Genomic DNA, 25,908 nt, shown 5'->3' on the forward strand with positions numbered 1-25,908 from the left:
CGAGGGTGCCGCGCGAGCGAGGGACGGATGGATTACGGCGCTGCGCCGTGGCCTGCCAGCGCGTTCTCGAGACAGCGGATGATCTCGTCGCCGCTGGACGGCTTGCCGAGAAAGCAATGCGCGCCGGCGGCCATCACGCGCTGACGCACGGCTTCGCTTGGAAATGCCGTCATGAAGATGATCGGGAAGCGGCGGCCGGAGGCTATCAACTGGGCCTGTAACTCATCGCCGGTGATCACGGGCATCTGGATGTCGGCGATCATGCATGCCGGATCGTCTCCCGGCGCATGCTGCAGGAAGTCGATGCCGGACTCGTAGGCATCGGCCTCGTAGCCAAGCGAGCGAACCAGGCTCGCAAGCGAAGTGCGAACGCCCTCATCGTCGTCCACAATCGCAATCACGGGGGTTTTGGCCATTCGCGCACAATCCTGACCGCGGTGTTCCGCAAGGCAAGGAGGATATCTCCCGTTGCGCGGCCGATGACGCCTTATGCACCCTGGGGTGGGCCCGCCGGAATTATACTCAGGTTTGGTCCGTAGACCTGCGGGTTTGGGAAACCCCGAGCGCCTCGGCCTTGCGAACGAGGTCGGCCAGTGACCTAACCCCCATCTTGCGCATGACGTTCCCGCGGTGGATCTTGACCGTGATCTCGCTGAGGCCGATCAGGGCGGCGACCTGCTTGTTCATCAGGCCGGCGGTGACATGGCCCATCACCTCGCGCTCGCGCGCCGTCAGGGTCTCGTATTGGGCCCTGATGTCGTCCTTGGTCGCGGCTTCGGCGCGGTGCAGCGCATCGCGCTCGAGCGCCGCCGTCACGGCGTCGAGCATGTCCTGGTCGCGGAACGGCTTGGAGAGGAAGTCCACTGCGCCGGCCTTCATGGCGCGCACCGACATCGGAATGTCGCCATGGCCGGTCATGAAGATGATCGGATAGCTGATGCCCTGCCGGACGAGCTGGCCCTGCAGATCGAGCCCGCTCACGCCCGGAAGGCGGACGTCCAGCACGATGCAGCCGGGGCGGTCGGGCAGCGAGCTGCCGAGCAGTTCGGCCGGCGAGCCGAACAGCCGCGTCTCGAGGCCGACGGATCGGAACAGGCTGTCGAGTGAGGTGCGGATGCCCGCATCGTCATCGACGATGATGACGATCGCGCTGGAGGGAGGCGCCGGCGGTTGGGCCTGGTTTGGTCGTGTCATGGCAGGGCGTGTTCTTGGCTAAATGGCAGTGTGAGGTGGAATGTCGCGCCCGAACCCGGGGTGCTCGCCACCGACAACCGGCCGCCGTGAGCTTCCACCGTCGTTCGGCAGATCGCAAGCCCCATGCCCATCCCGCCGTCCTTCGTCGTGAAGAACGGATCGAACAGGCGCGGCAGGTCGTCAGGGTGGATACCCGGGCCGCTGTCCTGCACCGTGATCGCGAGGGTCTCGCTGTTCGCGGTGCTGACGCGCAGCGTGATGGTGCGGGAACCAGGGCGGCCCGACATGGCCTGGCCGGCATTGATCAGGAGATTGACCAGGACCTGTTGCAGCTGGATCCGGTCGCCGCGAACCGACGGCAGGTCAGGCTCCGTCTCGACGATGAGGGCGACGTCGTCCTTGGCGAGCTCGCGCGCGACCAGCGCCGTTGCCTCGTCGATGATCTCGCCGATGTGGAGCATGTCCTTTTGGGGCGAAGCCTTCTTCAGGAAGGTCCGGATGCGGGTCACGACCTCGCTGGCACGGCGGCCTTGAGCAACGACATGGCCGATCGTGGTCGCAACCTCCTTGAGATCGGGGACGTCGCGCCGCAGCCAGCGCAAGCCGGCTTCGCCGCTGGTGACGATCGCCGCCAGCGGCTGGTTCACCTCGTGCGCAATGGAGGCGCTGAGCTCGCCGAGGGTGGCAACGCGCGCCGCATGGGCGAGCTCGGCCTGCGCCGCGAGCAGCGCGTCTTGCGCCTGCTTGCGCTCGGTGATGTCGACGACGAAGACCAGCACGTCATGATCTTCGCCGGATCGGGGCGAAAAGGTGATCGTGAACAGCACGGGCACCTTGCGTCCGTCGAACCGCACGAGCTCGGTCTCGCCTTCGTGGAACCGCTCTCCTTGCGCAAATGCGACCAGCGCGTCGAGGAAACTGCGATCGTTCTCGCCCAGCAGCTTGTCCACGTTCTCGATGAAGGCCGCCGAGCTGCTGGCGCCCGCCATCTTCTGCAGGGCCGGATTGACGTCGACGATCCTGGCGAGCCCGCGGGCATGCCGGATGAAATCGGGATGTCGTGCCAGATAATCGCGCAGGTCCGCCCCGCGGCTCGGTAGCGAATCCAGCGCGGCCCGGAGTCCGCTCCAGTCTTCCTCGACGACGCCGATCCGGGTTGCGTCGAACATCCGGCGGTATCGCTGCTCGCTCTGAACCAGCGCGCTGTGCGCCGCGTGATTCTGCAGCACCAGCAGGGTCGTGATCCCGATGGCCGCGAGGCTCACCAGCGCGCGAAGGGCAGGCGAGGCGATCGTCTGCAGACCGTGCGACGTCAGATAGGCGCTTATGGTCAGGACGATGCAGCCGGCTGCGGCAATGATGATGTCGTTGCGTCGGTTCGTCCTCGCCGCAAGCAGGATCGCGACGACATAGAGCACCGCGACCGCGCCCTCGAGCGGCGTCAGCACGTCGACCATGAAGACCGCGAAGGCGAGGACGGCGGACCAGAACCGCAAGCCGGCGCGGCTCATGGATGAACCCGTAGGCCGATCAAGCTTCGTCATCGTCGCAGGCGGTGTTTCTTCTCATCGCAGCCGCGTTGATGCCGCGATTTGATCGCGTCCACAATATCCAGCCCGGTGATTTTCGTGCTCTCTTGGAAGACCTCGTGTGAAGTTGAATCCGGCGTGAGTTCCGACAAGGGATTCTCCGGCAGAACAAGGCTGATCGGCGATCTCGCCGAACGCAGGCGCGTCAAACTATCGCAGGCGCGCCGCACCATCGGGCTCGCACGTCCGTGGATGCAGACGAGGAGTTCCGCTCGCGCCCTCGTCCCCTGGCCGCGCTGCGATCATACCTAGGTATGACGCGGTTAACCCGAGACCTTATCCATGCACCCGCGCGTAGAATGGAGTGCGCGGATCGCCGAACTACTCTGCTCCCATCGCATTCGGACAAGCCGGCCAGGCATTGCCGCTGCGAACTGGGACAAGGAGGCTCGACGATGTCGCTGATGATGTCATACCCGCAAACTGCCAAGGATCATGTCGCCGCCGCAATCGACGTCTCGTCGATCGACGGCCCGCTTCCGCGGCCAACGAAGCGTTCGCCGCGCTCCGGCGAGGAGGCAATGACGCTCTCCCTCGTACATCTGGATGTCGCGCTGGCCATCGAGGCGCCTGCGCCGGAGGTGCGAGGATCGGCCGACGGCGGGCCGAGCTTCAGGGTCTCCGCGAAACGTCTTGCGCGCGTGTCCGCCGAGTCCGATCGGAAGACGGATGCCGGGGAGGTCGCGGATCCGGTGATGCGGCGCCTCTCGGATGCACTCGCGGCCACCAGAGCCATGCACCATCCCCATTCCGCCATCCTGGTCGACGCGTTGCGTCTGGCCATGCTGACCTGCAAGGCCAGCCGGCGGCCGGTGGTCAGTCGAGGCCAGTCCGAGCCGGCCGAGGGCGACCGCGAAGGGCAGGCCTGCCGCACGGTGCGGTCGCTGCAGAAATGGCGCCTCAAGCGCGTCATGCAGTACATCGACGACAACCTGGACGCGAAGGTCACCTTGCAGCATCTGGCCGCCGTGGCCGGCCTGAGCCGGATGCATTTCGCCGCGCAGTTCCGGGCGGCCGTCGGCATGCGGCCGCATGATTATTTGCTGAAGCGGCGGATCGAGCGAGCCCAGGAATTGCTGCAGCGGGCCGACGCCTCGCTCGTCGACATCGCCTTGACCGTCGGGTTCCAGACGCAGGCTCATTTCACGACGGTGTTCAAGCGCTTCGCCGGCGATACGCCATATCAGTGGAGGAGCGCCCATCTCGCGCAATTCCTGCCGATGCCGCGCATCGAGGCGAGGCCGTCATGAGCAGCCTCGGCATTCAAGCCCTGTTGCTTTCATTGCTCGGCATTCACTCGGCCCTGACGCACCACGAGATCATGGGACTATTGGCGATCGCCCGCGGACTCGGCGCCTCCTATCGTTTCGCATCCTCGGAGCCCGGAGCAGGCGTCTTCTACGGTCGCGTCACTCTCAGCTTCTGCAGGTTCGTCGCCGGCGGCATCGCGCGTTATGCATCGATGGGGTCGTTGATCGAGCTGCCCGGGCTCGACGTCGTCGCACTCGCCAGGGGAATGCGTTGCGCGGGGCAGTGCGTCGGGCCCAGGGCGCGCCGCGTCGGTACGATCGACTAGGAACTCTTGCGAACCGTCAGTGCTTGACTCCGCGGGCCAGATTCGCTGCCGAGCGCTGGCCTGCACGGCCTGCCTCCAAGCCCCCCCATACCCAAGGGCGGGCCGTGCTCACAGGAGGAGATGCAATTGTCCGAGCCGACCGAGCAAGAGATCAGAGAACGCGCGCACCGCCTGTGGGAGCAGGCCGGTAAGCCCGAAGGCCGCGAGGAGGAGTTTTGGCGCGCGGCCCAGCAGGAGCTGCGCAACGAGGACAAGTCCAACACGCAGCGGACGCCGGATACGCTGTGACCGGCAAGACCTGCCCATTCTGCCAGGGTCTGGGATGGGTCTGCGAAAACCATCCGCTCCGGGTCTGGAGCGAAAAGCTCGGCGGCTGCCGCTGCGGCGAGGGCATGCCTTGCACCTGCAACACGACCGAAGATCCCGAAACGAGGGTGGTGATCGTCGAAGCCGACACGACGTGGCACTAGGCGGCGCCCGCCGCTTCCATGCTGCTCCGTTGCCGAGGCTTGAGTTTCGCTTCGCCCCATCCGTCCTGCGAACTGCATCTCAAGGAACAGAACTCGGCGGAAAAGATTTGGTGTTTGAACAGCACGGGTTCTGAAACAACCTGTTCCTACGGCAGTGTTCGCAGTGGACGAGCAGCAGAAGATCGAGCGCCAGATCGAATTCGCAACGCGAGCGGCCGCGCTCGTCAAGGACGAGACAGCGGGACAGCGCTTCAGAAGCTTCGCGGAGGAGCTGAAGCGAAAGCTATTTCGCATGATGCGGCGCGGCGAGGTGCGCGCGCGTGCGTACGAGCTCTGGGAGCAGGCCGGCCGACCGACCGATCGTGACCTGGACTTCTGGCTCGAAGCGGAGCGGGAGATCGAGGCGGAACGCGAGGAGAGGAAGGGCTCGGGCGCCTGACCCCTTCGACAGCTGCCGGCTCCAGGCGATATCGGCCGCAGGCCGCATCGCAGGCTTCGTTCGCCGTTTCCCTGGCGAGAAAAAAGCCGCCGGGTTCTTCGCGCCCTGGCGGCTTCGAAAAGTCCTTAAGCTGTTGATCGCCTCCGCAGCCTCGTGCGTACCGCCGTTACCTTGTTTGCGGCCATGCTCGGTCAGTGTAGGCGGGGGTAGCCGATTCTGCTGTGACTTGAATCACACGAGGGGAATGATGGTGGGGTGGAAGGTGCCGCGCGTTCGCGAGATCGACCTTGTTAGCCGCCGCGATCCCTGTGGCGGCGCAGTCCTTGGCGCGTATCCTTCGAACACGCCGTACGAACGGTGTTCGGCAAGGAGGATGGGTTTCGCTTTGCTCTACCCATCCTACGAGCTGAGGCCCGGCTGATATCTCAATCTGAGATCAGTCACGCTTCAAAACGGGGATCCCAAAACTCAAACCTGACCTGCCAATCGATCGATCAGCCATTGAGTTGCGGGACCCGGCGGCGTTTGCACGCGCCAAATTGCCTGTAACGGATACAGCGCATCCTTCGAGCCCGGTATGTCCAGTTCGATCAGCCGCCCTGCCTCCAGATCGCCGCGGACCATGAATTCAGGCATCAGGCCCCAGCCGACGGTGGCCAGCAACAACGCATGCTTCACGCCGAGATCCGCCAGCCGCCACGTCTTCTTGCTGAAGACACCGAAATCCTGGCCTCGCGTGAGTGGCGAGCGATCGCTCAGAACGAGCTGGATATGGTCTCGCAGATCACCTGGCGAATGCCGCCGCGCGCGTGCCAGCGGATGCGAAGGCGACCCCACCGGGATCAGCCTGACATGGCCGATCAGCTGTCTCTCCATGTCATCCGGAAGCGGATGCATCGCGCAGTTGATCCCCAATCGCGCGGTACCGTCGGCTACGAGCTGGGTCACCGCGCCAAGCGCCTCTGCGTGCAATCGCAACTGAACCGCCGGATATGCAACTTGGATTCCTTGCAAAGCGTCGACGAGGCGGGCCGTCGGGAGCATCACGTCGGTAACCAGCGAGACTTCGGCTTCCTCGCCCTCGCGCAGGCTCGCAGCCTTCGCGCGCATCTTCTCGACGCCTTGAAGGACTGAGCGTGCGTGGGCGAGCAGCGCGCGCCCTGCCTCGGTCAATTCAGGCTTCTTCGTTCCAGAGCGGTCGAAGACAGTGACACCGAGCTGCTCCTCGAGATTGTCGACCCCGTAAGCGATCGCGGAGGTGGCGCGGCTCAGCCGCCTGCCCGCCGCTGCGAAGCTGCCGCACTCGACCACTGTGGCCAGGATCTGCAGCTGATCGACCGTGGGGGTGCCAACTCTCATTTCTATTATCCTGAATAGCCTATTCTATATTATCCGTATTTTCTGAAATGTGGAAGGCGGGTATCGCTCGGTTGCTGTTCAAACGAGACTGCCCATGAATACCCTCACACGCGCCCGCGAGCGCAAAATCGCGACACTCCATGCCGCCTTCCATGCCATCGAGGGGGATGGCCTCGAGGTTCGCCGCGCGATCCCGTCGTCTGCCTTTGAAGCCATCGGGCCGTTCATCTTCCTTGATCATTTTGGTCCGATCGAGGTGCGACCGGGCGAAGCCAAAGGCGCGTCGGCCCACCCTCACGCCGGTATCGAGACGCTGAGCCTGCTGCTCGAAGGCCGGACGGTTCACAAGGACAGCCTCGGCAACACCAGCACAATGGGGCCGGGCGAGGTGCAATGGATGCGCGCCGGACGCGGCGTCATCCACGATGAATCGCCGGCCGAGATCCTGCGTCGCGAAGGTGGCCATCTGCACGGGGTGCAGTTGTGGATCAACATGCCGAAAGGCGCCAAGCATGCCGAGCCTGCCTATAGGCACGTGAGGGCGCAAGAAATTCCGCTACTCCCGCACACGGGGGCAGTTCGCCTGGTTGCAGGGCAGATCGGCGATGTCGCCGGTCCCGTCCGGACCTCCGGCGATCCCTTCCTCGTCCACGCCAGCTTGAACGCCGGCGGTACGCTGCACATGGATGTGTCGCATCCTCGTGAGCTTGCCCTCTATGTCATGACCGGCGGGGTTGCAATCGATGGGCAGGCCATGGAGGCCGGGCAGCTTGCCCGCCTTACATCGGGCGACACGCTTCAGGTCGTAGTGGAGGACAATAGCGAGTTGCTGGTGGTCGGCGGCGATCCGCTCGACGCTCCCGTCGTACGCCACGGTCCTTTCGTCATGAACACCATTGCCGAGCTTGAACGGGCGGTCCGTGACTATCACGCGGGCCGGATGGGAGAGATCTGACGTGCCCCATCGCGCCCACCTTCATCGTCGGAAATCCTCATCAATCCCCGTGTCTCAAAACAGAGAGAATTCTTCGATGTCCACGCCTGCCTACCTTCCTGCGCTGGGTCGCCTGTTGATCGCGTTGATCTTCGTCATGTCTGGCCTGTCAAAGATTGCCGCACCAGCCAACACGATGGCGTACATCCAGTCGGCCGGTGCGCCATTTGCTCCAGCCGCTTTCGCGATCGCGGTGCTCGTGGAGCTGGGAGGTGGGCTTGCGCTGCTGCTTGGTTTTCAAACCCGCCTTGCGGCCACCATGTTGGCAATCTTCACACTGGCGGCCGCTGTGCTGTTCCACAACAACATGGCCGATCAAAACCAGATGATCCATTTCCTGAAGAACATCGCGATCACGGGCGGGCTTCTACAAGTGGTCGCCTCCGGCGCTGGTGCGTTCAGCCTGGACAATCGCCGCAAGTCCGTCCCCGTCCCGGCGTGAGCCCATTCGTCCGTCGTCTCTGTGAGGAGAATGTCTCATGTCTCGTTCAGCTATCCAAAGCAGAGGTTCGGCTGCGGTGACCGGAGCCGGCAGTGGCCTGGGTCGCGACATCGCACTGGGTCTTGCGGCGAAGAACTACCGCGTGTTTGGAACGGCCCTTTCCGCGGACGAGGTCGCCGATCTCAAGCAGCCTTCGAACGGTACCGTCAGCCTAACAGTCTGCGACATGACGGACGAAGCCGCCGTCAACGGCTGGGCTCGCGAAGTCGAGAGCCGGACAGAAGGGCTCGACCTTCTGATCAACAATGCCGGGATCCTGACGCCAGGGCCTCTGGAGGTGCTGTCGCTAGGCGCTATCCATCGCGAATTTGAGGTCAACGTCTACGGAGCCCTGTCGGTCATCAATGCGCTTCTGCCGGCCTTACGGAAGGCGCGCGGCCGCATCGTTCAGGTCAGCACGTGGACGGCGAGCTTGCCGCTGCCTTTCAACGGACCGTCCGGCGCATCGAAAGCGGCCATGGAGGCGTTTGCGGCCGTGTACCGCGCAGAACTCAAGCCGTTTGGTATCGATGTGGTGGTCGCCGCAGCCGGCAACATGAAAACGGGCGGGCCGGCCAAGACCACCGCCGCGCTCAAGCGCATCGCTGACGGCATGACTCCCGAACATAAACGATTGTACGGGCCGACCTTCGGTATGTTTGCGGACAAACTGAATAGCATGCAGGAGAGCGGGCTGGAGTCAGTTGCGGCGGCCAGGCGCGTCATTGAGATCGCCGAACAAGTTCCTGCGCCGAGCAAGGCCGGCGTGGGGCCGGATGCCGAAGACATACTGCGCTTCGTCCGCGAACACTCGGACGCTGAACAGGACGCCCGTCGTCTTCAAATCGTCGGCCTTTAGCAAATTGATCCGCTCGCTAGAGCGATATCGCAGCCATCCCGAAACATGAAAGAGAGGAGCTTGGCCGTGCTCGTTCTTATCGATCCCAAAGATGCCCGCGCCATCAGGAACAAGGACAACATTCTCGGAATGTATGATCTGATGATCAATCAGGGAAAACCGGAGGAAGCGGCAGCAAGGTTCATGGCACCAGCCTACGTCCAGCACAATCCGCTCATTCCGGATGGCGCAGACTCACTCGGAATCTTCTTCGGTCAAGTTATCAATGGGCGCACCCGAGCGCGGGTCGATGTCCACAAGATCATCGCTGTTGGCGATTACGTCTGGTCGCACGTCAATTTCCGCAATTTGTTCAATGACGATCCGCAAGACACCGGCATCGCCGGGGTCGATATCTTCAAGATGGACTCCGACGGAAAGGCTATCGAGCATTGGGATGCGTTGCAGGTCGTGGGCACTCCAGAAAGCGCAGCCAATTGGTATGCCCCGAATGTACCTGCTGCAAACCCGAACGGGATGTTCTGAAGCGACTAACCCGTCATGCGCAGACGAACTCGTACGTCTTCGCGGCCTAAAGTCTCAGCCGGCTCAGGCTGCTGCGACCTGCGTCATATGGAAGATGCAGAAGGTGTCGCAGGTTCGGCGGATGTGGGGAAAAGCGGTAGCGCTCCCCCGCTACCAATCGCATGTGACCTTGCAGGCGAGAAGAAAGCCGCCGGGCTCTTCACGCTAGCGGCTTCGAGTAGTCCATAGCTGTCGATCGCTCTACAGTCTCGTGCGTACCGCCGTTACCTTGTTTGCGGCCATGCTCGGTCTTTGTAGGGGGAAATGCTCGATCTTGCAGTGACCTGCTTCACACAATGGGACTGGATCCTCCCGTCGGGCAAAACACCTGTTACCCCGTCAACCCCTGCCCGCAAAAATATTCCACTTTACCGAAATTCGGATTTGTCGTATGTCTCGCTCATCCCGGCTCACCCTTGAGGGGCGATCATGTGGTCGTCATTTTCGCGAGTCGGGCTTGCGGTGGACGCGGCAGCGTCGGCACGAGAGGGTGCGGGCAGGGCGGGTAGTCCCTGTGAGCTCGTTACCGCGTGCGGACGAGTGGCGCTGCTAGGCTTCGTCTCGTCTGTAAGTTTTCGGCTCCGTCGACAGGGCTGGAAATACTGCGTCGAAATGGCGGGCCGTGCGTACGGCAAAACCGTGTGGTCCTGGCCGTCGTTGCTACGGTCAAGCCTCTTGCGAAGATGCGCGCGAACCCAACCGGGCAGACGGCATCGTCAATTCGCAGGGCGAGGGAGGCCAGAAGGAATTCGGCTCCCGGGAGAGCACGGCATAAGCCGTCCGACCATCGCGCAGGGAAGGCCGAGTGATTGGCACCACCTGTATGCTGCTGTGCGGTCTCCTTTGCGCTACCTTTCGCGCAGCGGACCGCGGGTGCGAGGTCAGCACCCGGTCTTCCCTGCGCCCTCTTGGCTTCGAGGGTGGAGCGATCAAGCAAGACTCGGGTGACATCAGCCGCGAGAATGCAGAGCTGCGTCTCGCGAGCGCGGCGCAGGTCGCACCAGCGACGATCAAGAGAACGAGAGATGTGAGGGATCTCACACGGGGAACTCGAGTCCTGCACTAGTCAGGGCTTTGACTCTTTTCGAACCAACGGAGGTTCGCATGAAGCTCTTGATGATCTCTGCCCTGGCCGCGCTGACAGCAGTCGTGGCCGCGTCGAATATGCCGCGATTGCATCCGTTACCGGTGAATAGCACAACGGGGGCAGGGATGCCTTCGGTGCAAGAGATGCAAAGGCAGGCGCAACAGGGCGGGCTTCCGGTTCAAGAGTTCGCAGATCGATCTCTTGTGTTTCCAGGGGGAACGCAGCCGTAGAGACAATCCTGCTGTCGCGCCTCATCCAATCATCGAGCTGGACGTCCTGGGCGGCTCGCATGTCCTCGAACAGTTCGCCATGCGACTGGTCGGGGCGCGCGTGCCCCGCAATTGATGCACGCTCGGTCTCAAGGGCTCAGGAAAATCGGGTTGATCCCGTTGGGATTGCCGGGCAGCCCCAGGGATGTAAGCTGGTAGACGTCGGCTTGAAGGATAATCAGGAACAGCGCCAACACGACGACGATGTAGATCAGCAGTGGCGATGCGCCCTGCGTGTCGGGATCGCGATTTCGCGGCGGCAGCGCGAGAGAGTGCCACAACCGCGAGATGAATTGCAGATAGGCTCTCGGGTGCAGTTGCATGTTCGGCCTCGGTCTCTGAGGCGCCGTTGGCGAGACTGCGACCAGGTTGATCGCCATTCAAGGCGCCGCTTGTCGCACCTGGAACCGGATACGAGCTGCGCTCGTTGAGCTGGATCAAAGGGGGACGTTTTTGCCCAAAAGGCCAATGTCGAGGCGCCTGCGTCTTGCCACCGTCCTTCTGACGGCATCGCTGCTTCTTCCGCTGCGGCCCACGCAGGCGCAATTGGCGGGGCACGGCGGGCCTGTCCGCGCGATCGCCGTTTCGGTCGATGGCAAGACCCTCTTGTCGGGCAGCTTCGACACGGCAGCCATCCGGTGGTCCCTCGCTACCGAGACCGCCGAGCAGGTCCTGCGCTTCCATTCGGGTGCGGTGAACGCGGCAGCCTTCCTCGGAGACGGACGCATGGCGACGGCCGGTGCGGACGGCCAGATTGCGATCTGGAGGCCGGGCCAGCCGCAACCGGACCAGGTTGTCGAAGGTCATACGGGACCCATTGTCGCGCTCGCCGTCTCTTCCGATAGGTCAAAGCTCGCATCGGCCTCATGGGACAACACGGTGCGGATCTCATCGCTCTCTGACGGCGGGACGCGCGTGCTGCATGGCCACTCACAAGGTGTGAACGGCGTGGCCTTTGCTCCCGATGGACAATCGCTGGTGAGCGTTGGCTACGACCTGACGGTGCGGATCTGGCCGCTGCCGGACGGCAGCCCCGAGACCATCATGATGCCGGCACCGCTGAACGTCGTTGCCATCTCGCCTGATGGCGAAATCATCACCGGCGCGGCAGACGGCAAGCTGCGCATGATGACCGCCGGTGGCAGGCAGACCGGCGAGGTCGTGGTCGCCGCCAAGCCGATCGTCGCCCTGGCGATCTCGCAAGACGGTGTTTTGATCGCCGCAGGGGCAATCGACGGCACAGTCGCGATCGTCGATCGCAAGGCGAGGAGCGTGATGCGCACGCTCGCCGGGCCTGGCGCGCCGATCTGGTCGGTCGCGTTCTTACCCGATGGCGCGACGCTGCTGACCGGCGGGAGTGACGGCAAGATCAGACGCTGGAATGCGCTGACCGGCGCGGCGGTCGGGTCGAACGTGCTGGGCACGCCGGCGGATCCGCTCGCGGCCTATGCCGGCGATCACGGCGCCGAAATCTTCAGGGCCTGCGTGGCCTGCCATACCTTGTCGGAAACCGAGGTCCAGCGTGCCGGGCCGACGCTTGCGGGACTGTTCGGCCGGAAGATCGCCTCGCTGCCGGGTTATCGCTTCTCCGACGCGCTCAAGGCCATGGATATCGTCTGGACGCCGGAGACCGTCTCAAAACTGTTCGAGATCGGGCCGAACGCCTACACGCCCGGCACCAAGATGCCGGAGCAGCACATCGGCTCGGCCGCGGATCGCCGCGCGCTCACGGATTTTCTGGCGCGTGCGACGTCGAAATAGCTGGCAACAACGCTCTAATAGGCCGGCCATTGCTCCACGGGAATGTTCGTCAGCTCCGGCTTCTCCTGGAGCATGCGAGCGACGTCGATGCTGGGATGCTCCTTGAGCGCCGTCACGACACACTGGTTGACGTATTTCCGGCGCGACAGCCACTTGATCTTCTTGCCCTTCGCCTCGGCCTTGCAGGCGACGATCGCCTGTTTGAGCGCGACCTTTTCAGCCCTGGTGAGGGCGGCGGCCTCGGCGGCCGTGCCGGCGAGAACCGTGATGGCAAGGCACGTCGAAAAACCCATCATGAAACGAGGCATGCGGTTAGTCCTTGTTCTCGCGTTGGCGCAGATAGTCGTCCGTCGTCCGTGGCGGCGCGCGTTCCGGAACGTCCTGGATCGGATCGAACTGCTGTTCGCTCATGACGATGACGCGACAATCGGCGCACATCCGCAAGGCCTCGGTCCGGCGGTCTCCGGTGGGATACATCCAATGGCGCCCCTCGAGCTTGGTCGCGATCCGATCGATCGTGCTCTTGACGCCGAAGGGCGTGCCGCAGCGAACGCACAGGGCCGGTTCTTCCTCCTTGATCACCCGTGCCGGCGCGCGCCTTGCCCGGAAGTCGATCTGCGGGGTGAGCGTGATGACTTTCTCAGGACAGGTGCTCTGGCACAGGCCGCACTGCACGCAGGCGTCCTCCACGAATTTCAGGACGGGACGCTCGGGATCGGCGCGAAGCGCGCCGGTCGGGCAGGCCGACACGCAGGACAGGCACAGCGTGCAACCGCCGGCGTCAACGGTGACCGCACCAATCGGTGCGCCCGCGGGCAAGGCGATCACGTCGACAGGCTTGGGCGCAAGGCGATGCAATTCACCGAGGCCAAAGCGAAGCAGATCGCCGCGCTTGCCGACCGTCCGGAAAGTTGCGGGAGTTTCGAGGCCGGCGAGGGGACCAATCCCTGTCAGCTGGTCAGCCAGAACGTCGGGATCGTCGGTCTCGATCGCGGCCACGCGGCGGCCGTCAAATCCGAGCCCGGCAAGAATGGTCTCGGCCATGGCGATCGTCTGCAACAACCCGGTCACGCCGTGTCGCGGCTTGGCGCGCAGCAGGAACCGCACGGCCGCTGCGCCATACGCGAATGCGCCGATGACGGCCTCCAGGCCGACCTGCGTCAACTCGTTGACGGCGAGAGGAAGCACGTTGGCCGGCAATCCGTCGCCATGACGGGCGAGCGCATCGATCAGCGGCGTGCCGTGCCCGCTGTCATGCAGCAGCAGGACCGGATCCGCACCGCCGGCGTCGCGATAGGCGAGCAGCATGGCGCGAAGCATCTGCAACTGGGTGTCGGCGGGCGGCAGCGCGTAGGACGCGGCTCCCGTCGGGCAGGCGGCCGCGCATTGCCCGCAACCTGCGCAGATGTCTGCGTTGACGGCGACATGGTCGCCGTCCGGCGTGATCGCGCCGGTCGGGCACAAATCGAGGCAGCGATGGCATCCGGTCAGCTTCGAGCGCGAATGCGCGCAGAGGCTGGGTGTGAAGTCGACATATTTCGGCTTGTCGAAACTCCCGACGAGATCGCGAGCGGTCAGCACGGCGCGCAGCACTGCCGCGGGATCGCGCGGATCCGCACGGAGATAGCCGTCCCGCAGGTCGTGCGCAGGGAACAGCGGCGCACCGCCGGAGAGGTCGAGCACGAGATCGCAGTGTGAGCTCGCCCCATTGCGCGGGGCCCCGAACACGAAGCGGTCGCGCGAAGACGGGCGCGGCTGCGCATAATCGTCGATCGTGAGCTCGAATGCGCCAAAATGGCCCCGCGCGTTGCGGATCGTGCCCTTCACGATCGGGAACACCGCCGCGGCAGGCGGTGTCACGCCTGCCGGCTGCTTGAGCATGACCGTTACGTTGAGATGATCGGCAAGCAGCCGCCCGGCTTCGATCGCAGCCTCGTCCTGTCCATAGATCAGGATGATGCCGTCACTCGACAATGTGACCAGCGGATAGTCCGGTGCGGGAATCTCGGCCGCAGCAAGCAGCGCCGCCATCTTCGCGCCCGCATTCGCGCCGTCGCGCGACCAGCCCGCCGTCTCGCGGACGTTGACGAAGCTGATCCCGCCGGGGCGTTCGTCGATTTCACCAGTGAACTGCGCAGCCTGCTGCGTGCAGGCGACCGTCAGCGGGCCATCCGCCTTTGCCGCGCTGCGGAAATGATCGAGCTCCGCGCCGCAGAGATGGCGAAAGCTCCTGATCTCGCAGTTGGGGCATCCGCGCCGGATCGTGGCCACGTCGAGGCGCATCGTGTCTTCACACGAGCAGATCAGGACGGTTTTCGCTGGCTGCTTCAGGTCAATCCCTCCGCCAGTGCGGCGCCGATTTGCGGACTCGCGCCATTCCTGCACCTCGTATAGATATTCACTATCGGGAAGAAAAGGAAAGTGGAGGACGGCCTTGCGGTCGACCCCAACCAGCCACGTCTCCCTGGCGGAGCCGGTCCAGCTGCCGCCGCCTTTCACGCTCGTCCGGTTGCGTGAGAGCAGAGACGCCTTTGCCGACGCTTGCCGCATTGCACCCAAGAACGGCGCCGGCACGCTGGTGTATGTCGGGCGGTTCGATCTTGCTGAATTCGCCGTGGTGCTCGAGCCGGGCGAACCCTTGCGCACCGCGCGGCGCGCCTTCTACGCCGGCATGGTCGCGCTCACCGATGCTCTTCGCGCCTACGCGCCGCCGAACAAGACCGTCGCAATCGGCTGGCCCGACGCCGTCGAGATCGATGGCGGGCTGGTCGGCGGCGCGCGCATGGGATGGCCGTCGGCCGCGCGCGAGGACGAGCCGCCCGCCTGGCTGGTGTTCGGCGCCATGATCCGGACTGTCGCAATGGCCGACCAGGGGCCCGGCATTCATCCGCTCGCGTCCGCGCTGGATGAGGAGGGGTTTGGCGAAGCGGGAGCCGCAGAGGTGACCGAGAGTTTTGCACGGCACCTGATGCGGGTGATCGATTGTTGGCAGGTCGATGGCTTTGACAGTGTCGCACGCGATTATCTCAGTCGGGTTCCCCGTGAGCGGCGGACTGTCCTGAACATCGACGAGAACGGAGATCTCTTCACGCGCCGCGTCGGCACCGACAGGGTTGAGCGGCGCGAACTCGTCAAGGCGCTCGCGACCCCGTCCTGGCTCGATCCGACACTCGGGGGACCGCGGCTATGAAACTGCTGCGTACCATCGCGCTCGATCCCTCCGACACCTTCGTGTTCGATGCGGCGGCGGAGCCCGGCGAATGGGCCGTCTCCGGCGCGTTCCGCTTCTGCGACCACGATCCTGCGACGCTGAGCGGCAAGGCGCGCGCGGCGTTTCGCAGCGGCTTCCTCGGGGTGCAATCCTGGGGCTGGTCGACGCTGGCGCAGATTGTGCCGGCAACGGAGAGCGACTGCCGAGCGCTGATCGAGCTCCTTGCCGGCCAACTCATCGATCGTTTCGGCGCGCCGGATCCGGCAACCGCGCGGACGGCCGCCGAAGAGGAGGTTGCCTTTGTGCAGTCGCTGTGCGCGCATCCGATCAGCTCGCTCATTGCCGTTCACCGCTCGGTGAGCGGCGGCGAGGTCCGCGAGTCGTTTCGCAGGCTGCAGCTGCGGCAAGGGCAGGGGCACGGCAAGGCGTTCTCGTTCATGGAAGCCGAGGATGACGTCGAACCCGACAGCAATGTCAGGCTTGCCGATATGAGCCGGGAGCGGCAGCACCGATGAACGATTTCTGGATCGCGTGCGGCCACCATCTGCTCGATCGCAACGAGAGCGGCGGGCTTTGCGTTACCGACGAGTTCCTGAAGGCCTATTTTGCCCGTCCCGAGCTGATTCCGCCGGACGAAGCATGTCCGGTCGAGCGGCGGCTGCACCGCGCGCTGCTTGCCGCTCCCCGCCGGCCGGTCGGCGCTGACGAGGTCGCAGCGATTGTCGATGCGGATGCCCGGGAGAACTGGCGGTTCGTGCTAGCCTTTCGCGATCTTCTGGTGCGGCATCCGACGCTCGAGGCCGCCTATCTTGCCGCGGTCCGGTCGCGGGCCAACGTTTTGCCGCCGCTGTTCGTCAATCAGCTCGTCCATGTGATCCTGCGCAATGCGCTCGATGGCTGCGATGATCCCTTCGTGCTGCGCGCGGCCGAGCTGTTCTTCCGCCCGCAGCGCATCCTGCCGCATGAGCAGGCCTTGCTGCTCGGGGATGAAGAGGTCGTCGGTGGGCAGAGCCCGACCCCGGTGCTGTCGCTGATGTCGATGCTGGGGGCCGCGACCGATGCCCAGCTCGACGTCCTGAGCGAGGACAATGCCGACGACTATTGGCACCGCAGCGACGATTTCGACATGGCGTTCGACCTCACCGCAAGCGGCCGCGGACCGGGGGCGCTGGCGCAGGCGATGACGCGCTGGATCTCCCATCTGCTCGGGATCGAGGTCGGCATTGAGCCGCTGCGCGAATTGCGTGATGCGCGGCTCACTTGGTATGTCGGGCTCGACGCCGATGCGACCAGGCTGGGCGACCGTCTCTGGCACGGGGAGCAACTCGATGACCGCAGCGCCGGCCGGGTGCTTTCATTGTTCCGCCTGACATTTGCGGACAAGAGTGCGGCCGCGGACGAGATGCAGGGTGAGCCGATCTATCTCATTCTGACGATGAATTCCGATCAGAAGCTCCGGATGAAGCCGCAGAATTTGCTGACGGGGTTGCCGATCAAGCATCTGGAGATGGTGACATGAGCCCGGCTGCGCTGCCGCTCGTGCGCATTCCCGTCGGCATCGTGGTCGAGCGGCACAAGGCGGGCTCGCCATGGGCCGACTTCGTCTGGCGCGCTGTCGCCGTGCTGCCGGACGAGCCGGACACAAAGTCCTGGACGGTGCTCCGTCAAGATGGAGGTGGGACACTCTTTTATGCCGGCAGCGCTATGGTCGATCTCTACAGTTCCGAGACGGCGCGCTATCGCGACAATCTCGCGTCGGGGAGTCCGAGCATTTGGACCGTGTTGTCGCCTGCCGAAGGCGCCTGGCCCTATTCGGTGGCTGCCGCCACCGCCGATCCTGCGGAAGGCGAAGCGTTCACGGAGGCCGGTGCCAATCTGGTCGAGGCCGTTCCCATGCCGGAAGTTCTGCGCGAGCAGATTGAAAGCTTCGTTGCCGAGCACCACGTCGAACGGGAGTTCTTCAAACGCAAGCGGCGGCAGGCCGATCCGGAGGCGTTGGCGCGCCGGCAGCATGAAGGCGGACATGAATGAGCGAGGATAAGTTCCTGGCGCGCTGGTCCCGGCTCAAGCACGAGGCAAAGGCGAACGCGACACAGCCGGATCCGGCAATGCACGACGACATCCAGTCGGCCCCGCCGCCAGCTGCGAAAGACGACGACGTAGAGTTCGACCTTGCGAGCCTGCCTTCGATCGACTCGATCACATCAGCGACCGATATCAAGGCGTTCTTGCGCAAAGGGATTCCGCAGGAGCTGACACGTGCGGCGCTTCGTCGCGCCTGGAGCGCTGATCCCGCCATACGCGACTTCGTGGGACTTGCCGAAAACGCATGGGACTTCAACGATCCCTCTGCAATGCCGGGATTTGGGCCGCTGGATTGCTCGGAAGCAGAATTGGCTGCATTCGTGGACAGGATCATCGGCGGCATCAGCAAGTCAGCCGAGGCGCTGTCCGAGATCCCGGTTGAAGTCGCGGATTCTTCGCGGGAATTGCGTCAGGTCGAGGGACCAGGTGACGAGATCGTCGCCGAAGAAGAAGTGCGACCCGAGTTAGCACCTGCTCCTGCTGCAACGCAACGAGCGGTCGCCGAAAGCACCGGAAGCGAACGGCTGTCGATTCCTCGCCGCACGCATGGCGGCGCGTTGCCCCGCTAGGGCTCCCCGACGAAAGGCCATAGCCGCAGACTATGGGAGGCGATTGACCCTCGGTTCCGCCGGGACTACGCTTCGCCTAGCGCTTTGTAGCAAAAGCAAAATCAGCACCCGGGACTTGGATGGAGGTCCACGTGCGTGATGATGGCCTCGAACGAGCGATTTGCGCCGCCGGCGGCGTTGCCGGGCTTGCGCGCAAAATCGGCATTAGCCAACCCTCCGTTTCGAACTGGACCAAGGTGCCTGCACAACGGGTGATTGCGGTCGAAGCGGCCACCGGCGTATCGCGCAATGATCTGCGGCCTGATCTGTACAGCGAGCTGCTTCTGTCCGAAGAGCCGATCGATCCCGTCGATGCGGCGCGTGCGCAGGAGTATCTGCTGCTCGCGACGCTCTTGTCTGCAGCACCATCAGAAAAGCTGCTCGATCAACTGTCCGCATTGAGCGGTGATGCGACGCCGCTCGGGCGCGCGCATGCCGCGCTGGCCGCAGCCGCCGCCAATGCAGTCGCCGCGAAGGTCGAACGCGAATATTTCGATCTGTTCACAGGTCTCGGCCGCGGCGAGCTCTTGCCCTATGCCTCCTACTACCTGACGGGATTTCTCAACGAGCGGCCGCTGTCGCGCCTGCGCGCCGACCTCGCTGCGCTTGGGATCGAGCGCGTCGCGAACAATTCGGAGCCGGAGGATCACGCGGCCATCCTGTGCGAGGTCATGGCAGGGTTCGCGGGAGGCCGCTTCGCAGCGACGTCCGATGCGCAGCGCGCTTTCTTCGAGAAGCACATCGCGCCCTGGATGGGACGGCTGTTTGCCGACATCGAGAGTGCGGAGAGCGCCATCTTCTATCGTGCGGTCGGCGCGCTCGGTCGCGCCTTTGTCGAGATCGAGACGGAAGCATTCACGTTCGCCAACTGACCTGCACCGGCAGGTCCAGGAGAGATGCGATGAGTGAAGACAAGAAAACCACAGTCGGGCGCCGCGCCTTCCTGCGCAAGGTCGGCGTCGGCACGGTGGGCGCCGGCGCGACGCTTGCGACACCGCTGGTCGGGTCCGCGGAGGCTGATAGCGAAACCAACGATGAGAAGCGCAAGGCGCGCTACAAGGAAACCGATCACGTCAAGGCGTTCTATCGCGTCAATCGTTATCCGGCCAAGGGAGGTTGACCGTGCTGATCAAGCGAACAAACCAGCATTCCCTGCGCCATGGTTCCGTTGCCGAGTCTCTTGCGGGGCAGGCCAGCGGTCTCGACCGCCGCAGCTTCTTGCGTAAATCCGGTCTTGCCGGTGGTGCGCTCGCCGCGCTCGGCGCGCTGCCGGTCGGCGGCGTGCGCAAGGCGGAAGCGGCGACGGCCGGTCCGCTCACAGCAGGCGCGACCGTGCGCAAGAGCATCTGCACGCATTGCTCGGTTGGGTGCACTGTCACGGCCGAGGTCCTGAACGAGGTATGGATCGGCCAGGAGCCGAGTTGGGATTCGCCGATCAATCGCGGTTCTCACTGTGCCAAGGGCGCCTCCGTGCGTGAGCTCGTGCATAGCGAGCGGCGGCTGCGCTATCCGATGAAGCTGGTGGGTGGTCAGTGGACCCGCGTCTCCTGGGATACCGCGATCAACGAGATTGGAGACAAGATCCAGGCTGTGCGCGAGAAGTCGGGCCCCGACTCCGTTTATTGGCTCGGCTCGGCCAAGATGACCAATGAAGGCGCGTACCTGTTCCGCAAGCTCGGCGCCTTCTGGGGAACCAACAACACCGATCACCAGGCCCGCATCTGCCATTCGACCACCGTCACCGGCGTCGCCAACACCTGGGGCTACGGCGCGATGACCAACAGTTACAATGACATCCGCAATGCGAAGACGCAGATGATCCTGGGCGGCAATCCGGCAGAGGCGCATCCGGTGTCGCTGCAGCACCTGCTCGAGGGAAAGGAGCTGCAAAAGGCCAACTTCATCGTCATCGATCCGCGCCTGACGCGCACCGCCGCGCATGCGACTGAATATGTGCGGATGCGGCCGGGCACCGACATCCCCATACTCTACGGCATGATGTGGCACATCCTCCAGAACGGCTGGGAGGACAAGGAGTTCATCCGGCAGCGGGTCTACGGATTCGACGACCTCAAGAAGGAGGTCGAGAAGTGGACTCCGGAAGAAGTCGAGCGCGTCACCGGCATTCCCGGCGAGCAGCTCAAGCGCGTCGCCAAGATGTTTGCCACCGAGAAGCCGGCAACGCTGATCTGGGCCATGGGCCAGACCCAGAAGACCGTCGGCACCGCCAACGTGCGTGCCAGCTGCATCCTGCTGCTGATGACCGGCAATGTCGGCGGAGAGGGCAAGGGAGCCAACATCTTCCGCGGCCACGACAACGTGCAGGGCGCGACCGACGTCGGGCTCGATATCGTCACGCTGCCATTCTACTACGGCCTCGCCGAGGGCGCCTGGAAGCATTGGTCGCGGGTCTGGGAGGTCGACTATGACTTCCTGAAGTCGCGCTTCGACTCCAAGCAGATCATGGAAACGCCGGGCATCCCGCTGACCCGCTGGTTCGAAGCGGCGACGCTGCCGAAGGATCAGGTCGCGCAGAAGGACAATGTCAGGGCGGTGTTCGTGCAGGGACACGCCTCCAACAGCATCACCCGTATTCCCGAATCCCTCAACGGTCTGAAGGCTCTCGATCTGCTCGTCATCGCCGACCCGCATCCGACGACCTGGGCCTCGCTGGCAGTCGAAGCGGGGCGCAAGGATGGCGTCTACATTCTGCCGGTCGCCACGCAATTCGAGTGCAAGGGCTCGCGCGTCGCCTCCAACCGCTCGCTGCAATGGGGCGAGCAGATCGTGAAGCCGATCTTCGAGTCGAAGGATGATCTCGAGATCATCTATCTGATGGCGAAGAAGCTCGGATTCGCCGACCAGATGTTCAAGAAGATCAAGGTCGAGAACAATCTTCCTGAAGCAGAGGATGTGCTGCGCGAGATGAACCGCGGCAGCTGGTCGACCGGCTATTGCGGGCAATCGCCCGAGCGCCTCAAGGCGCACATGAAGAACCAGGCCAAGTTCGACATGCTGACGATGCGCGCGCCGAAGGACGATCCCGAGGTCGGCGGCGATTATTACGGCCTGCCCTGGCCGTGTTGGGGATCGCCGGAGGTCAAGCACCCCGGCACGCCGCTGCTCTACAATACCAATCTGCACGTGATGGATGGCGGCGGCACGTTCCGGCCGCGGTTCGGCGTCGAGCGTGAAGAGAAGCTGCCGGACGGCACGACACGCAAGGTGAGCCTGCTGGCGGATGGCTCGTACTCGTTGGGGTCGGGCATCCAGGACGGCTATCCGGAATTTACGCTCGCGAGCTTGAAGAAGCTCGGCTGGGATACCGAGCTCACCGAAGCGGAAATGGCGGTGATCAACAAGGTCAACCCGGCCACTCCGGACGCGGTGTCGTGGGCGCTCGACCTGTCGGGCGGCATCCAACGCGTCGCGCTGGCGCATGGCTGCGTTCCCTATGGCAACGGCAAGGCGCGCATGCATGCCTTCGGCCTGCCCGATCCCATCCCGGTTCACCGCGAGCCGATCTACACGCCGCGCGTCGATCTCGTCGCCAAATACCCGACGCTGCCCGACGCCAAGCAATTCCGGATGCCCAATATCGGCTTCTCCGTGCAGAAGGCTGCGGTCGAGAAGGGAATTGCAAAACAGTTCCCGCTCATCCTGTCGTCCGGCCGCCTGGTCGAATATGAGGGCGGCGGCGAGGAGACCCGGACCAACCCGTGGCTCGCCGAATTGCAGCAGGACATGTTCATCGAGATCAACCCTGCCGACGCCGCCGAGCGCGGCGTCAAGGATGGCGGCTGGGTCTGGGTCACGGGAGCCGAGAACAATTCCCGGGCAAGGATGAAGGCGCTCGTCACCGAGCGCGTCGGCAAGGGAGTTGCCTGGATGCCCTTCCACTTCGGTGGCTGGCTTGCGGGCAAAGACCTCCGCGGTAACTACCCGAAGGGCACCGACCCGATCGTGCTCGGCGAAAGCGCCAACACGATCACCACCTACGGATACGATCCCGCGACGAACATGCAGGAAACCAAGGTCACTCTCTGCCAGATCGCGGCGGCATAAGGAGCAACGACGATGGCACGTATGAAGTTTCTCTGCGACGCCGACCGTTGCATCGAGTGCAACGCCTGCGTCACGGCTTGCAAGAACGAGCACGAGGTCCCCTGGGGCATCAACCGCCGCAGGGTCGTCACCATCGCCGATGGCAAGCCGGGCGAACGATCGGTCTCGATGGCTTGCATGCACTGCACGGATGCGCCGTGCGCGGCAGTGTGTCCGGTGAACTGCTTCTATACCACCGCCGATGGCGTGGTCCTGCACTCCAAGGATCTCTGCATCGGCTGCGGCTATTGCTTCTACGCTTGTCCATTTGGCGCGCCGCAATATCCGAAAGTCGGCAATTTCGGCTCGCGCGGAAAAATGGACAAATGTACCTATTGCGCCGGCGGTCCCGAAGCCGACGGCAGCAAGGAGGAATACGAGAAATACGGTGCGAACCGCCTGGCCGAGGGTAAGCTGCCGCTGTGTGCAGAAATGTGCTCGACCAAGTCTCTGCTCGCCGGCGACGGCGAGATCATCGCCCAGATCTATAAGGAGCGCGTGTTGAAGCGCGGCTATGGTTCGGGCGCATGGGGCTGGAAGACCGCCTATCGCGAAACAATCGAGTCCTGAAGGCGCCGCGCGCCGGGGCACAAATGCCGGGAGGAGCAGATGTCCTCATTTGCAAGGTTCATTCGACCAGCCATCGGCGCGTGGGCGTTGCTTCTGTTGATCATGGCAGCTCCGGTACCGTCGCCGGCCCAGCAGATCAATCCGACGGCGAGCTCGGTCAATGAGCAGAAGTTGCTGCAGGAGATGGATCGGATCCAGGGACGCGTCAGCATCCCCGACCAGCGCTCCGGCGTGCTGATGCAACCTGCCGGCCGCGAATGGCGTGAATTCCGCAACGTGGCGCTGCGGTGGATCGGCGGCGTTGCCATGCTTGGCATGCTGGCGGTGCTGGTCATCTTCTATTTGACACGCGGCATGGTCCGCCTCGAAAGCGGAAGATCCGGCCGCACCATCGTGCGGTTCAACACCTTCGAGCGTTTCGTGCACTGGATGACCGCGACCTGCTTCATCATCCTGGCGATCTCGGGATTGAACATCACGTTCGGGCGGCCGCTGCTGCTTCCGCTGATTGGATTTGACGCCTTCTCGGAATGGTCGCAATGGGCGAAATTCGCGCACAACTACCTGAGCTTTCCCTTCACGATTGGCGTCGTGCTGATCTTTCTGATGTGGATCGCCGGCAATATCCCGAGCAAGGTGGATCTGGAGTGGATCAAGCGCGGAGGCGGCCTGATCGGTCACGATCATCCGCCGGCTCGCCGTTTCAACGCGGGTCAAAAGGGGATCTACTGGATCGTTGTGATCGGCGGTGGACTCGTGGCCGCGACGGGCTATGTGCTGATGTTCCCGTTCTACGTGACGGGGATCGAGGGCATGCAGATGGCCCAGATCGTTCACTCCGTCGTGGCCGTGCTGTTCATCGCCGCGATGCTCGCTCACATCTACATCGGCACGATCGGGATGGAAGGTGCCTTCGAGGCGATGGGATCAGGCGAGGTGGATGTCAACTGGGCGCGCGAGCACCATAGCCTGTGGCTCGACCAGGAGATGGCACGGACCGGCCCGAACGATTCTCAGCCGCAGCCTCGCCATGCTGCTTCCGCAGCCGAATAGAGCTGACGGAATATTGCCTAAAGCCGGACGCCCGTCGTCGAAAAGGCCTCTGCAACGGGAAGCTGTACGCTGTCGAGCACGGCAACTCCAGCCATCGTGATGACGATCGTCGCAACACAGGCAAGGATGAAAGCCTTCATCGCGATCCCTCCTCGCGAGCATTATACAGGACCGCCGGCCGCGGACAAAGGCTGCGCTTGGGATCGCGCAAGGGGATGCGGACCGCCAGCCCGGGCCCGCGTTTGGTCATCTATGGTTCCAGTCGAAGCCTGGCGATCTATCCTTGTCGCCGCACGAAACCGCTGATCGTGACCTTCTCCCAGATGCCGGCCGCTGCGAAGGGATCCGCGCGGTTAAAGGCCTCGACTTCCGCACGGCTGGGGGCTTCGACCAGGAACAGGCTGCCGATCATGGTCCCGCCGTCGTCGGAGACGAGGGGCCCCGACATCACAATCTTGATGCCGAAACGCGAGGTGTCGCTCAGGAAGGCCTTATGGGCGTCGTAATTGGCAAGCCGGGTCGGCAGCGCGCCGGCGCGGTCGAGGGCGTGAATGGCGAACAGCATGGTGTCTCCGTTTCTTACTTCAGTCTTGGGACGGCCGCGAGGGGCGGCCGTCCGGGTTTGTCGCGATCTGTTGATCTACTTGGCGCCGAGCTTGCCGGCGTCCTCGAAGGTCGGGCAGGTCCGCTGCTCCAGCGGGACGTCGAACGGCCCAAAATTGTCCCTGGTGATGACGGTCGGCTTCAGCACGATCTCGCTGATGACGGGCTGATTGCGCAGGGCGCGGACAGCCATCATGGTGCCGAGGCAGCCTTGCGCAAACCCGTTGTAGTCGCCGCTCGCGAGCAGCTTGCCGGACTTGATCGCGTCGATCGCCTCCTTGGTGCCGTTGATGCCGATCACCTGAGCCTTGCGGTTGGCGCCGTCGAGCGCCTCGATCGCGCCGACCGCCATGGCGTCGTTGGCCGCTAGCACGCCGTCGATCTGCGAATTCGACTGCATCAGGTTCTCCATCACCTGAAGCGCCTGCAGCCGCTGATAGTTACCGGGCTGCGAAGCCAGCAGCTTGGCGCCGGGCGCTTCCTTCAGCGCGTCGTTGAACCCGCGCACGCGATCGACATTGGTCAGCGAGCCCTTGACGCCCTCGATGATGACAATGTTGCCCTTGCCGCCCAGCGTCTTGAGCAGGAAGCGCGCGGTCTCGAGCCCGAGGCTGTAATCGTCGGCGCCGACGAAGGACAGGAATTTTCCGCCCGCGGAACGGTCGGTGATGTTCACGACGGGGATTTTTGCTTCGTTGATCTTCTCGACGCCGGGCACCATCGCCTTGTAGTCGACCGGCGTGAACACGATTGCGCTCGGCTTCTTCACGACCACGTCCTCGATCTGGCTGAGCTGCTCGGGGATCGAGTCCGGCTTGGTCGGGATGTACTGCAGCGTCTTCGCGTTCAGCGCCTTCGCCATGTTGTCGGCGCCGACCCGCACCGTCTGGAAGAACGGGTTGGTCTGGTTCTTGGTGAACACGGCGATGGTCTCGCCGTCAGCGCGCGCCCCAGTGGTGAACGCGGCTGCCATCAGCAGCGGCAGCGCCAGATAGTCCAGTCTCAATTTCATATTGCCTCCATCCCTGATTT

General features: G+C 63.9%; 31 protein-coding genes. 20 read left to right on the forward strand and 11 right to left on the reverse strand.

All coding sequences use genetic code 11. From position 1 onward, the window contains the following. Positions 1-32 precede the first annotated feature (32 nt). From IQ16_RS12525 to IQ16_RS45115, 4 genes are all read right to left on the reverse strand, one after another. Positions 33-416 carry a response regulator transcription factor gene (locus IQ16_RS12525; protein ID WP_018641372.1) on the reverse strand — a complete coding sequence of 128 codons (384 nt, stop codon included), beginning with the start codon at positions 414-416 and terminating at the stop codon, positions 33-35. Between the two features lie 106 nt (positions 417-522). Then, positions 523-1,194 carry a response regulator transcription factor gene (locus IQ16_RS12530; RefSeq protein WP_018641371.1) on the reverse strand — a complete coding sequence of 224 codons (672 nt, stop codon included), beginning with the start codon at positions 1,192-1,194 and terminating at the stop codon, positions 523-525. Then, the gene (locus IQ16_RS12535) at positions 1,191-2,705 is read right to left on the reverse strand and encodes a two-component system sensor histidine kinase NtrB (RefSeq protein WP_244635643.1); all 1,515 of its coding nucleotides are present in this window, start codon (positions 2,703-2,705) and stop codon (positions 1,191-1,193) included. The genes IQ16_RS12530 and IQ16_RS12535 overlap by 4 nt, the downstream gene beginning before the upstream one ends. 29 nt (positions 2,706-2,734) lie before the next feature. Continuing rightward, positions 2,735-2,875, reverse strand: coding sequence for a hypothetical protein (locus tag IQ16_RS45115; protein ID WP_158646926.1), 141 nt, complete (start codon positions 2,873-2,875; stop codon positions 2,735-2,737). Positions 2,876-3,304: 429 nt separating this feature from the next. On the opposite strand from IQ16_RS45115, the gene IQ16_RS12540 reads away from it, so the two are divergent. The 5 genes from IQ16_RS12540 to IQ16_RS12560 all read left to right on the forward strand — a co-directional run bounded on the left by IQ16_RS12540 (position 3,305) and on the right by IQ16_RS12560 (position 5,268). Further along, positions 3,305-4,033: an AraC family transcriptional regulator gene (locus IQ16_RS12540; protein ID WP_321175490.1), complete on the forward strand. Its 729-nt coding sequence runs from the start codon at positions 3,305-3,307 to the stop codon at positions 4,031-4,033. Beyond that, on the forward strand, positions 4,030-4,359 hold the full coding sequence (locus IQ16_RS46530) for a hypothetical protein (protein WP_018641368.1): 330 nt from the start codon (positions 4,030-4,032) through the stop codon (positions 4,357-4,359). Before IQ16_RS12540 ends, IQ16_RS46530 begins: the two co-directional genes overlap by 4 nt. Before the next feature lie 126 nt (positions 4,360-4,485). Continuing rightward, entirely contained in the window at positions 4,486-4,647 is a 162-nt protein-coding gene (locus tag IQ16_RS12550; RefSeq protein WP_080648017.1) for a DUF2934 domain-containing protein, read from the forward strand. After that, positions 4,644-4,829, forward strand: coding sequence for a hypothetical protein (locus tag IQ16_RS12555; RefSeq protein ID WP_018641366.1), 186 nt, complete (start codon positions 4,644-4,646; stop codon positions 4,827-4,829). Before IQ16_RS12550 ends, IQ16_RS12555 begins: the two co-directional genes overlap by 4 nt. A gap of 163 nt (positions 4,830-4,992) precedes the next feature. Beyond that, a complete protein-coding gene (locus IQ16_RS12560) occupies positions 4,993-5,268 on the forward strand; it encodes a DUF2934 domain-containing protein (protein ID WP_145831482.1) in 276 nt (91 codons plus the stop codon). Between the two features lie 468 nt (positions 5,269-5,736). Here IQ16_RS12560 and IQ16_RS12565 read toward each other — a convergent pair whose 3' ends face one another. Then, positions 5,737-6,627: a LysR family transcriptional regulator gene (locus IQ16_RS12565; protein ID WP_018641364.1), complete on the reverse strand. Its 891-nt coding sequence runs from the start codon at positions 6,625-6,627 to the stop codon at positions 5,737-5,739. Between the two features lie 94 nt (positions 6,628-6,721). On the opposite strand from IQ16_RS12565, the gene IQ16_RS12570 reads away from it, so the two are divergent. The 4 genes from IQ16_RS12570 (at position 6,722) to IQ16_RS12585 (ending at position 9,486) form a co-directional block, all read left to right on the forward strand. Then, positions 6,722-7,582: a pirin family protein gene (locus IQ16_RS12570; RefSeq protein ID WP_018641363.1), complete on the forward strand. Its 861-nt coding sequence runs from the start codon at positions 6,722-6,724 to the stop codon at positions 7,580-7,582. Between the two features lie 76 nt (positions 7,583-7,658). After that, a complete protein-coding gene (locus IQ16_RS12575; RefSeq protein ID WP_018641362.1) occupies positions 7,659-8,063 on the forward strand; it encodes a DoxX family protein in 405 nt (134 codons plus the stop codon). Between the two features lie 37 nt (positions 8,064-8,100). Continuing rightward, positions 8,101-8,961 (forward strand): SDR family NAD(P)-dependent oxidoreductase, encoded by an 861-nt coding sequence (locus tag IQ16_RS12580; RefSeq protein WP_018641361.1) that lies wholly within the window; start codon positions 8,101-8,103, stop codon positions 8,959-8,961. A gap of 66 nt (positions 8,962-9,027) precedes the next feature. Continuing rightward, the gene (locus IQ16_RS12585) at positions 9,028-9,486 is read left to right on the forward strand and encodes a nuclear transport factor 2 family protein (RefSeq protein WP_026311745.1); all 459 of its coding nucleotides are present in this window, start codon (positions 9,028-9,030) and stop codon (positions 9,484-9,486) included. Positions 9,487-10,970: 1,484 nt separating this feature from the next. Here the strand turns inward: IQ16_RS12585 and IQ16_RS12600 are convergent. Continuing rightward, the gene (locus IQ16_RS12600; protein ID WP_145831483.1) at positions 10,971-11,204 is read right to left on the reverse strand and encodes a hypothetical protein; all 234 of its coding nucleotides are present in this window, start codon (positions 11,202-11,204) and stop codon (positions 10,971-10,973) included. A 145-nt stretch (positions 11,205-11,349) separates the two neighbouring features. Between IQ16_RS12600 and IQ16_RS12605 the strand changes: the two genes are divergently transcribed. Further along, positions 11,350-12,642, forward strand: coding sequence for a c-type cytochrome (locus IQ16_RS12605; RefSeq protein WP_018641342.1), 1,293 nt, complete (start codon positions 11,350-11,352; stop codon positions 12,640-12,642). Between the two features lie 14 nt (positions 12,643-12,656). Here the strand turns inward: IQ16_RS12605 and IQ16_RS12610 are convergent, their stop codons facing one another. Then, positions 12,657-12,950, reverse strand: a complete 294-nt coding sequence (locus IQ16_RS12610) for a hypothetical protein (RefSeq protein WP_244635646.1) — start codon at positions 12,948-12,950, stop codon at positions 12,657-12,659. 4 nt (positions 12,951-12,954) lie between these two features. Further along, positions 12,955-14,925, reverse strand: a complete 1,971-nt coding sequence (locus IQ16_RS12615; RefSeq protein WP_018641340.1) for a 4Fe-4S binding protein — start codon at positions 14,923-14,925, stop codon at positions 12,955-12,957. Between the two features lie 151 nt (positions 14,926-15,076). Here IQ16_RS12615 and IQ16_RS12620 point away from each other — a divergent pair, with 151 nt between their 5' ends. From IQ16_RS12620 to IQ16_RS12670, 10 genes are all read left to right on the forward strand, one after another. Continuing rightward, complete coding sequence (locus IQ16_RS12620) at positions 15,077-15,832, forward strand: biotin/lipoate--protein ligase family protein (protein WP_244635648.1); 756 nt, start codon at positions 15,077-15,079, stop codon at positions 15,830-15,832. Continuing rightward, a complete protein-coding gene (locus tag IQ16_RS12625) occupies positions 15,829-16,368 on the forward strand; it encodes a DUF6505 family protein (protein ID WP_018641338.1) in 540 nt (179 codons plus the stop codon). The genes IQ16_RS12620 and IQ16_RS12625 overlap by 4 nt, the downstream gene beginning before the upstream one ends. Beyond that, a complete protein-coding gene (locus tag IQ16_RS12630; RefSeq protein ID WP_018641337.1) occupies positions 16,365-17,372 on the forward strand; it encodes a DUF6352 family protein in 1,008 nt (335 codons plus the stop codon). The genes IQ16_RS12625 and IQ16_RS12630 overlap by 4 nt, the downstream gene beginning before the upstream one ends. After that, positions 17,369-17,884 carry a DUF3305 domain-containing protein gene (locus tag IQ16_RS12635; RefSeq protein ID WP_018641336.1) on the forward strand — a complete coding sequence of 172 codons (516 nt, stop codon included), beginning with the start codon at positions 17,369-17,371 and terminating at the stop codon, positions 17,882-17,884. Before IQ16_RS12630 ends, IQ16_RS12635 begins: the two co-directional genes overlap by 4 nt. Further along, positions 17,881-18,507, forward strand: coding sequence for a DUF3306 domain-containing protein (locus IQ16_RS12640; RefSeq protein ID WP_018641335.1), 627 nt, complete (start codon positions 17,881-17,883; stop codon positions 18,505-18,507). Before IQ16_RS12635 ends, IQ16_RS12640 begins: the two co-directional genes overlap by 4 nt. 131 nt (positions 18,508-18,638) lie before the next feature. Beyond that, the gene (locus tag IQ16_RS12645) at positions 18,639-19,418 is read left to right on the forward strand and encodes a molecular chaperone TorD family protein (protein ID WP_026311743.1); all 780 of its coding nucleotides are present in this window, start codon (positions 18,639-18,641) and stop codon (positions 19,416-19,418) included. Positions 19,419-19,447: 29 nt separating this feature from the next. Further along, positions 19,448-19,666, forward strand: a complete 219-nt coding sequence (locus tag IQ16_RS12650; protein WP_018641333.1) for a twin-arginine translocation signal domain-containing protein — start codon at positions 19,448-19,450, stop codon at positions 19,664-19,666. A 2-nt stretch (positions 19,667-19,668) separates the two neighbouring features. After that, positions 19,669-22,611, forward strand: a complete 2,943-nt coding sequence (locus IQ16_RS45120) for a formate dehydrogenase subunit alpha (protein ID WP_026311742.1) — start codon at positions 19,669-19,671, stop codon at positions 22,609-22,611. 12 nt (positions 22,612-22,623) lie between these two features. Further along, positions 22,624-23,220, forward strand: a complete 597-nt coding sequence (gene fdh3B, locus IQ16_RS12665) for a formate dehydrogenase FDH3 subunit beta (RefSeq protein ID WP_011088224.1) — start codon at positions 22,624-22,626, stop codon at positions 23,218-23,220. Between the two features lie 39 nt (positions 23,221-23,259). Then, complete coding sequence (locus IQ16_RS12670; RefSeq protein WP_018641331.1) at positions 23,260-24,273, forward strand: formate dehydrogenase subunit gamma; 1,014 nt, start codon at positions 23,260-23,262, stop codon at positions 24,271-24,273. Between the two features lie 17 nt (positions 24,274-24,290). On the opposite strand, the gene IQ16_RS47275 is transcribed toward IQ16_RS12670, so the two are convergent. The 3 genes from IQ16_RS47275 to IQ16_RS12680 all read right to left on the reverse strand — a co-directional run bounded on the left by IQ16_RS47275 (position 24,291) and on the right by IQ16_RS12680 (position 25,888). Beyond that, positions 24,291-24,413 (reverse strand): hypothetical protein, encoded by a 123-nt coding sequence (locus tag IQ16_RS47275; RefSeq protein ID WP_018641330.1) that lies wholly within the window; start codon positions 24,411-24,413, stop codon positions 24,291-24,293. A gap of 137 nt (positions 24,414-24,550) precedes the next feature. After that, a complete protein-coding gene (locus IQ16_RS12675; RefSeq protein WP_018641329.1) occupies positions 24,551-24,838 on the reverse strand; it encodes a YciI family protein in 288 nt (95 codons plus the stop codon). A 75-nt stretch (positions 24,839-24,913) separates the two neighbouring features. Next, positions 24,914-25,888 (reverse strand): sugar ABC transporter substrate-binding protein, encoded by a 975-nt coding sequence (locus IQ16_RS12680; protein ID WP_018641328.1) that lies wholly within the window; start codon positions 25,886-25,888, stop codon positions 24,914-24,916. Positions 25,889-25,908: the final 20 nt, after the last annotated feature.

It is taken from the genome of Bradyrhizobium huanghuaihaiense (assembly GCF_007830635.1).
Lineage (GTDB): Bacteria > Pseudomonadota > Alphaproteobacteria > Rhizobiales > Xanthobacteraceae > Bradyrhizobium > Bradyrhizobium huanghuaihaiense.

Bases quoted from the DNA above. Each gene is read 5' to 3' on its own strand.
- IQ16_RS12525 (WP_018641372.1), bottom strand. From the start codon at position 416: ATGGCCAAAACCCCCGTGATTGCGATTGTGGACGACGATGAGGGCGTT.
- IQ16_RS12530 (WP_018641371.1), bottom strand. From the start codon at position 1,194: ATGACACGACCAAACCAGGCCCAACCGCCGGCGCCTCCCTCCAGCGCG.
- IQ16_RS12535 (WP_244635643.1), bottom strand. From the start codon at position 2,705: ATGAGCCGCGCCGGCTTGCGGTTCTGGTCCGCCGTCCTCGCCTTCGCG.
- IQ16_RS12540 (WP_321175490.1), top strand. From the start codon at position 3,305: ATGACGCTCTCCCTCGTACATCTGGATGTCGCGCTGGCCATCGAGGCG.
- IQ16_RS46530 (WP_018641368.1), top strand. From the start codon at position 4,030: ATGAGCAGCCTCGGCATTCAAGCCCTGTTGCTTTCATTGCTCGGCATT.
- IQ16_RS12565 (WP_018641364.1), bottom strand. From the start codon at position 6,627: ATGAGAGTTGGCACCCCCACGGTCGATCAGCTGCAGATCCTGGCCACA.
- IQ16_RS12570 (WP_018641363.1), top strand. From the start codon at position 6,722: ATGAATACCCTCACACGCGCCCGCGAGCGCAAAATCGCGACACTCCAT.
- IQ16_RS12575 (WP_018641362.1), top strand. From the start codon at position 7,659: ATGTCCACGCCTGCCTACCTTCCTGCGCTGGGTCGCCTGTTGATCGCG.
- IQ16_RS12580 (WP_018641361.1), top strand. From the start codon at position 8,101: ATGTCTCGTTCAGCTATCCAAAGCAGAGGTTCGGCTGCGGTGACCGGA.
- IQ16_RS12600 (WP_145831483.1), bottom strand. From the start codon at position 11,204: ATGCAACTGCACCCGAGAGCCTATCTGCAATTCATCTCGCGGTTGTGG.
- IQ16_RS12605 (WP_018641342.1), top strand. From the start codon at position 11,350: ATGTCGAGGCGCCTGCGTCTTGCCACCGTCCTTCTGACGGCATCGCTG.
- IQ16_RS12610 (WP_244635646.1), bottom strand. From the start codon at position 12,950: ATGCCTCGTTTCATGATGGGTTTTTCGACGTGCCTTGCCATCACGGTT.
- IQ16_RS12615 (WP_018641340.1), bottom strand. From the start codon at position 14,925: ATGCGCCTCGACGTGGCCACGATCCGGCGCGGATGCCCCAACTGCGAG.
- IQ16_RS12625 (WP_018641338.1), top strand. From the start codon at position 15,829: ATGAAACTGCTGCGTACCATCGCGCTCGATCCCTCCGACACCTTCGTG.
- IQ16_RS12630 (WP_018641337.1), top strand. From the start codon at position 16,365: ATGAACGATTTCTGGATCGCGTGCGGCCACCATCTGCTCGATCGCAAC.
- IQ16_RS12635 (WP_018641336.1), top strand. From the start codon at position 17,369: ATGAGCCCGGCTGCGCTGCCGCTCGTGCGCATTCCCGTCGGCATCGTG.
- IQ16_RS12640 (WP_018641335.1), top strand. From the start codon at position 17,881: ATGAGCGAGGATAAGTTCCTGGCGCGCTGGTCCCGGCTCAAGCACGAG.
- IQ16_RS12650 (WP_018641333.1), top strand. From the start codon at position 19,448: ATGAGTGAAGACAAGAAAACCACAGTCGGGCGCCGCGCCTTCCTGCGC.
- fdh3B (WP_011088224.1), top strand. From the start codon at position 22,624: ATGGCACGTATGAAGTTTCTCTGCGACGCCGACCGTTGCATCGAGTGC.
- IQ16_RS12670 (WP_018641331.1), top strand. From the start codon at position 23,260: ATGTCCTCATTTGCAAGGTTCATTCGACCAGCCATCGGCGCGTGGGCG.
- IQ16_RS47275 (WP_018641330.1), bottom strand. From the start codon at position 24,413: ATGAAGGCTTTCATCCTTGCCTGTGTTGCGACGATCGTCATCACGATG.
- IQ16_RS12675 (WP_018641329.1), bottom strand. From the start codon at position 24,838: ATGCTGTTCGCCATTCACGCCCTCGACCGCGCCGGCGCGCTGCCGACC.
- IQ16_RS12680 (WP_018641328.1), bottom strand. From the start codon at position 25,888: ATGAAATTGAGACTGGACTATCTGGCGCTGCCGCTGCTGATGGCAGCC.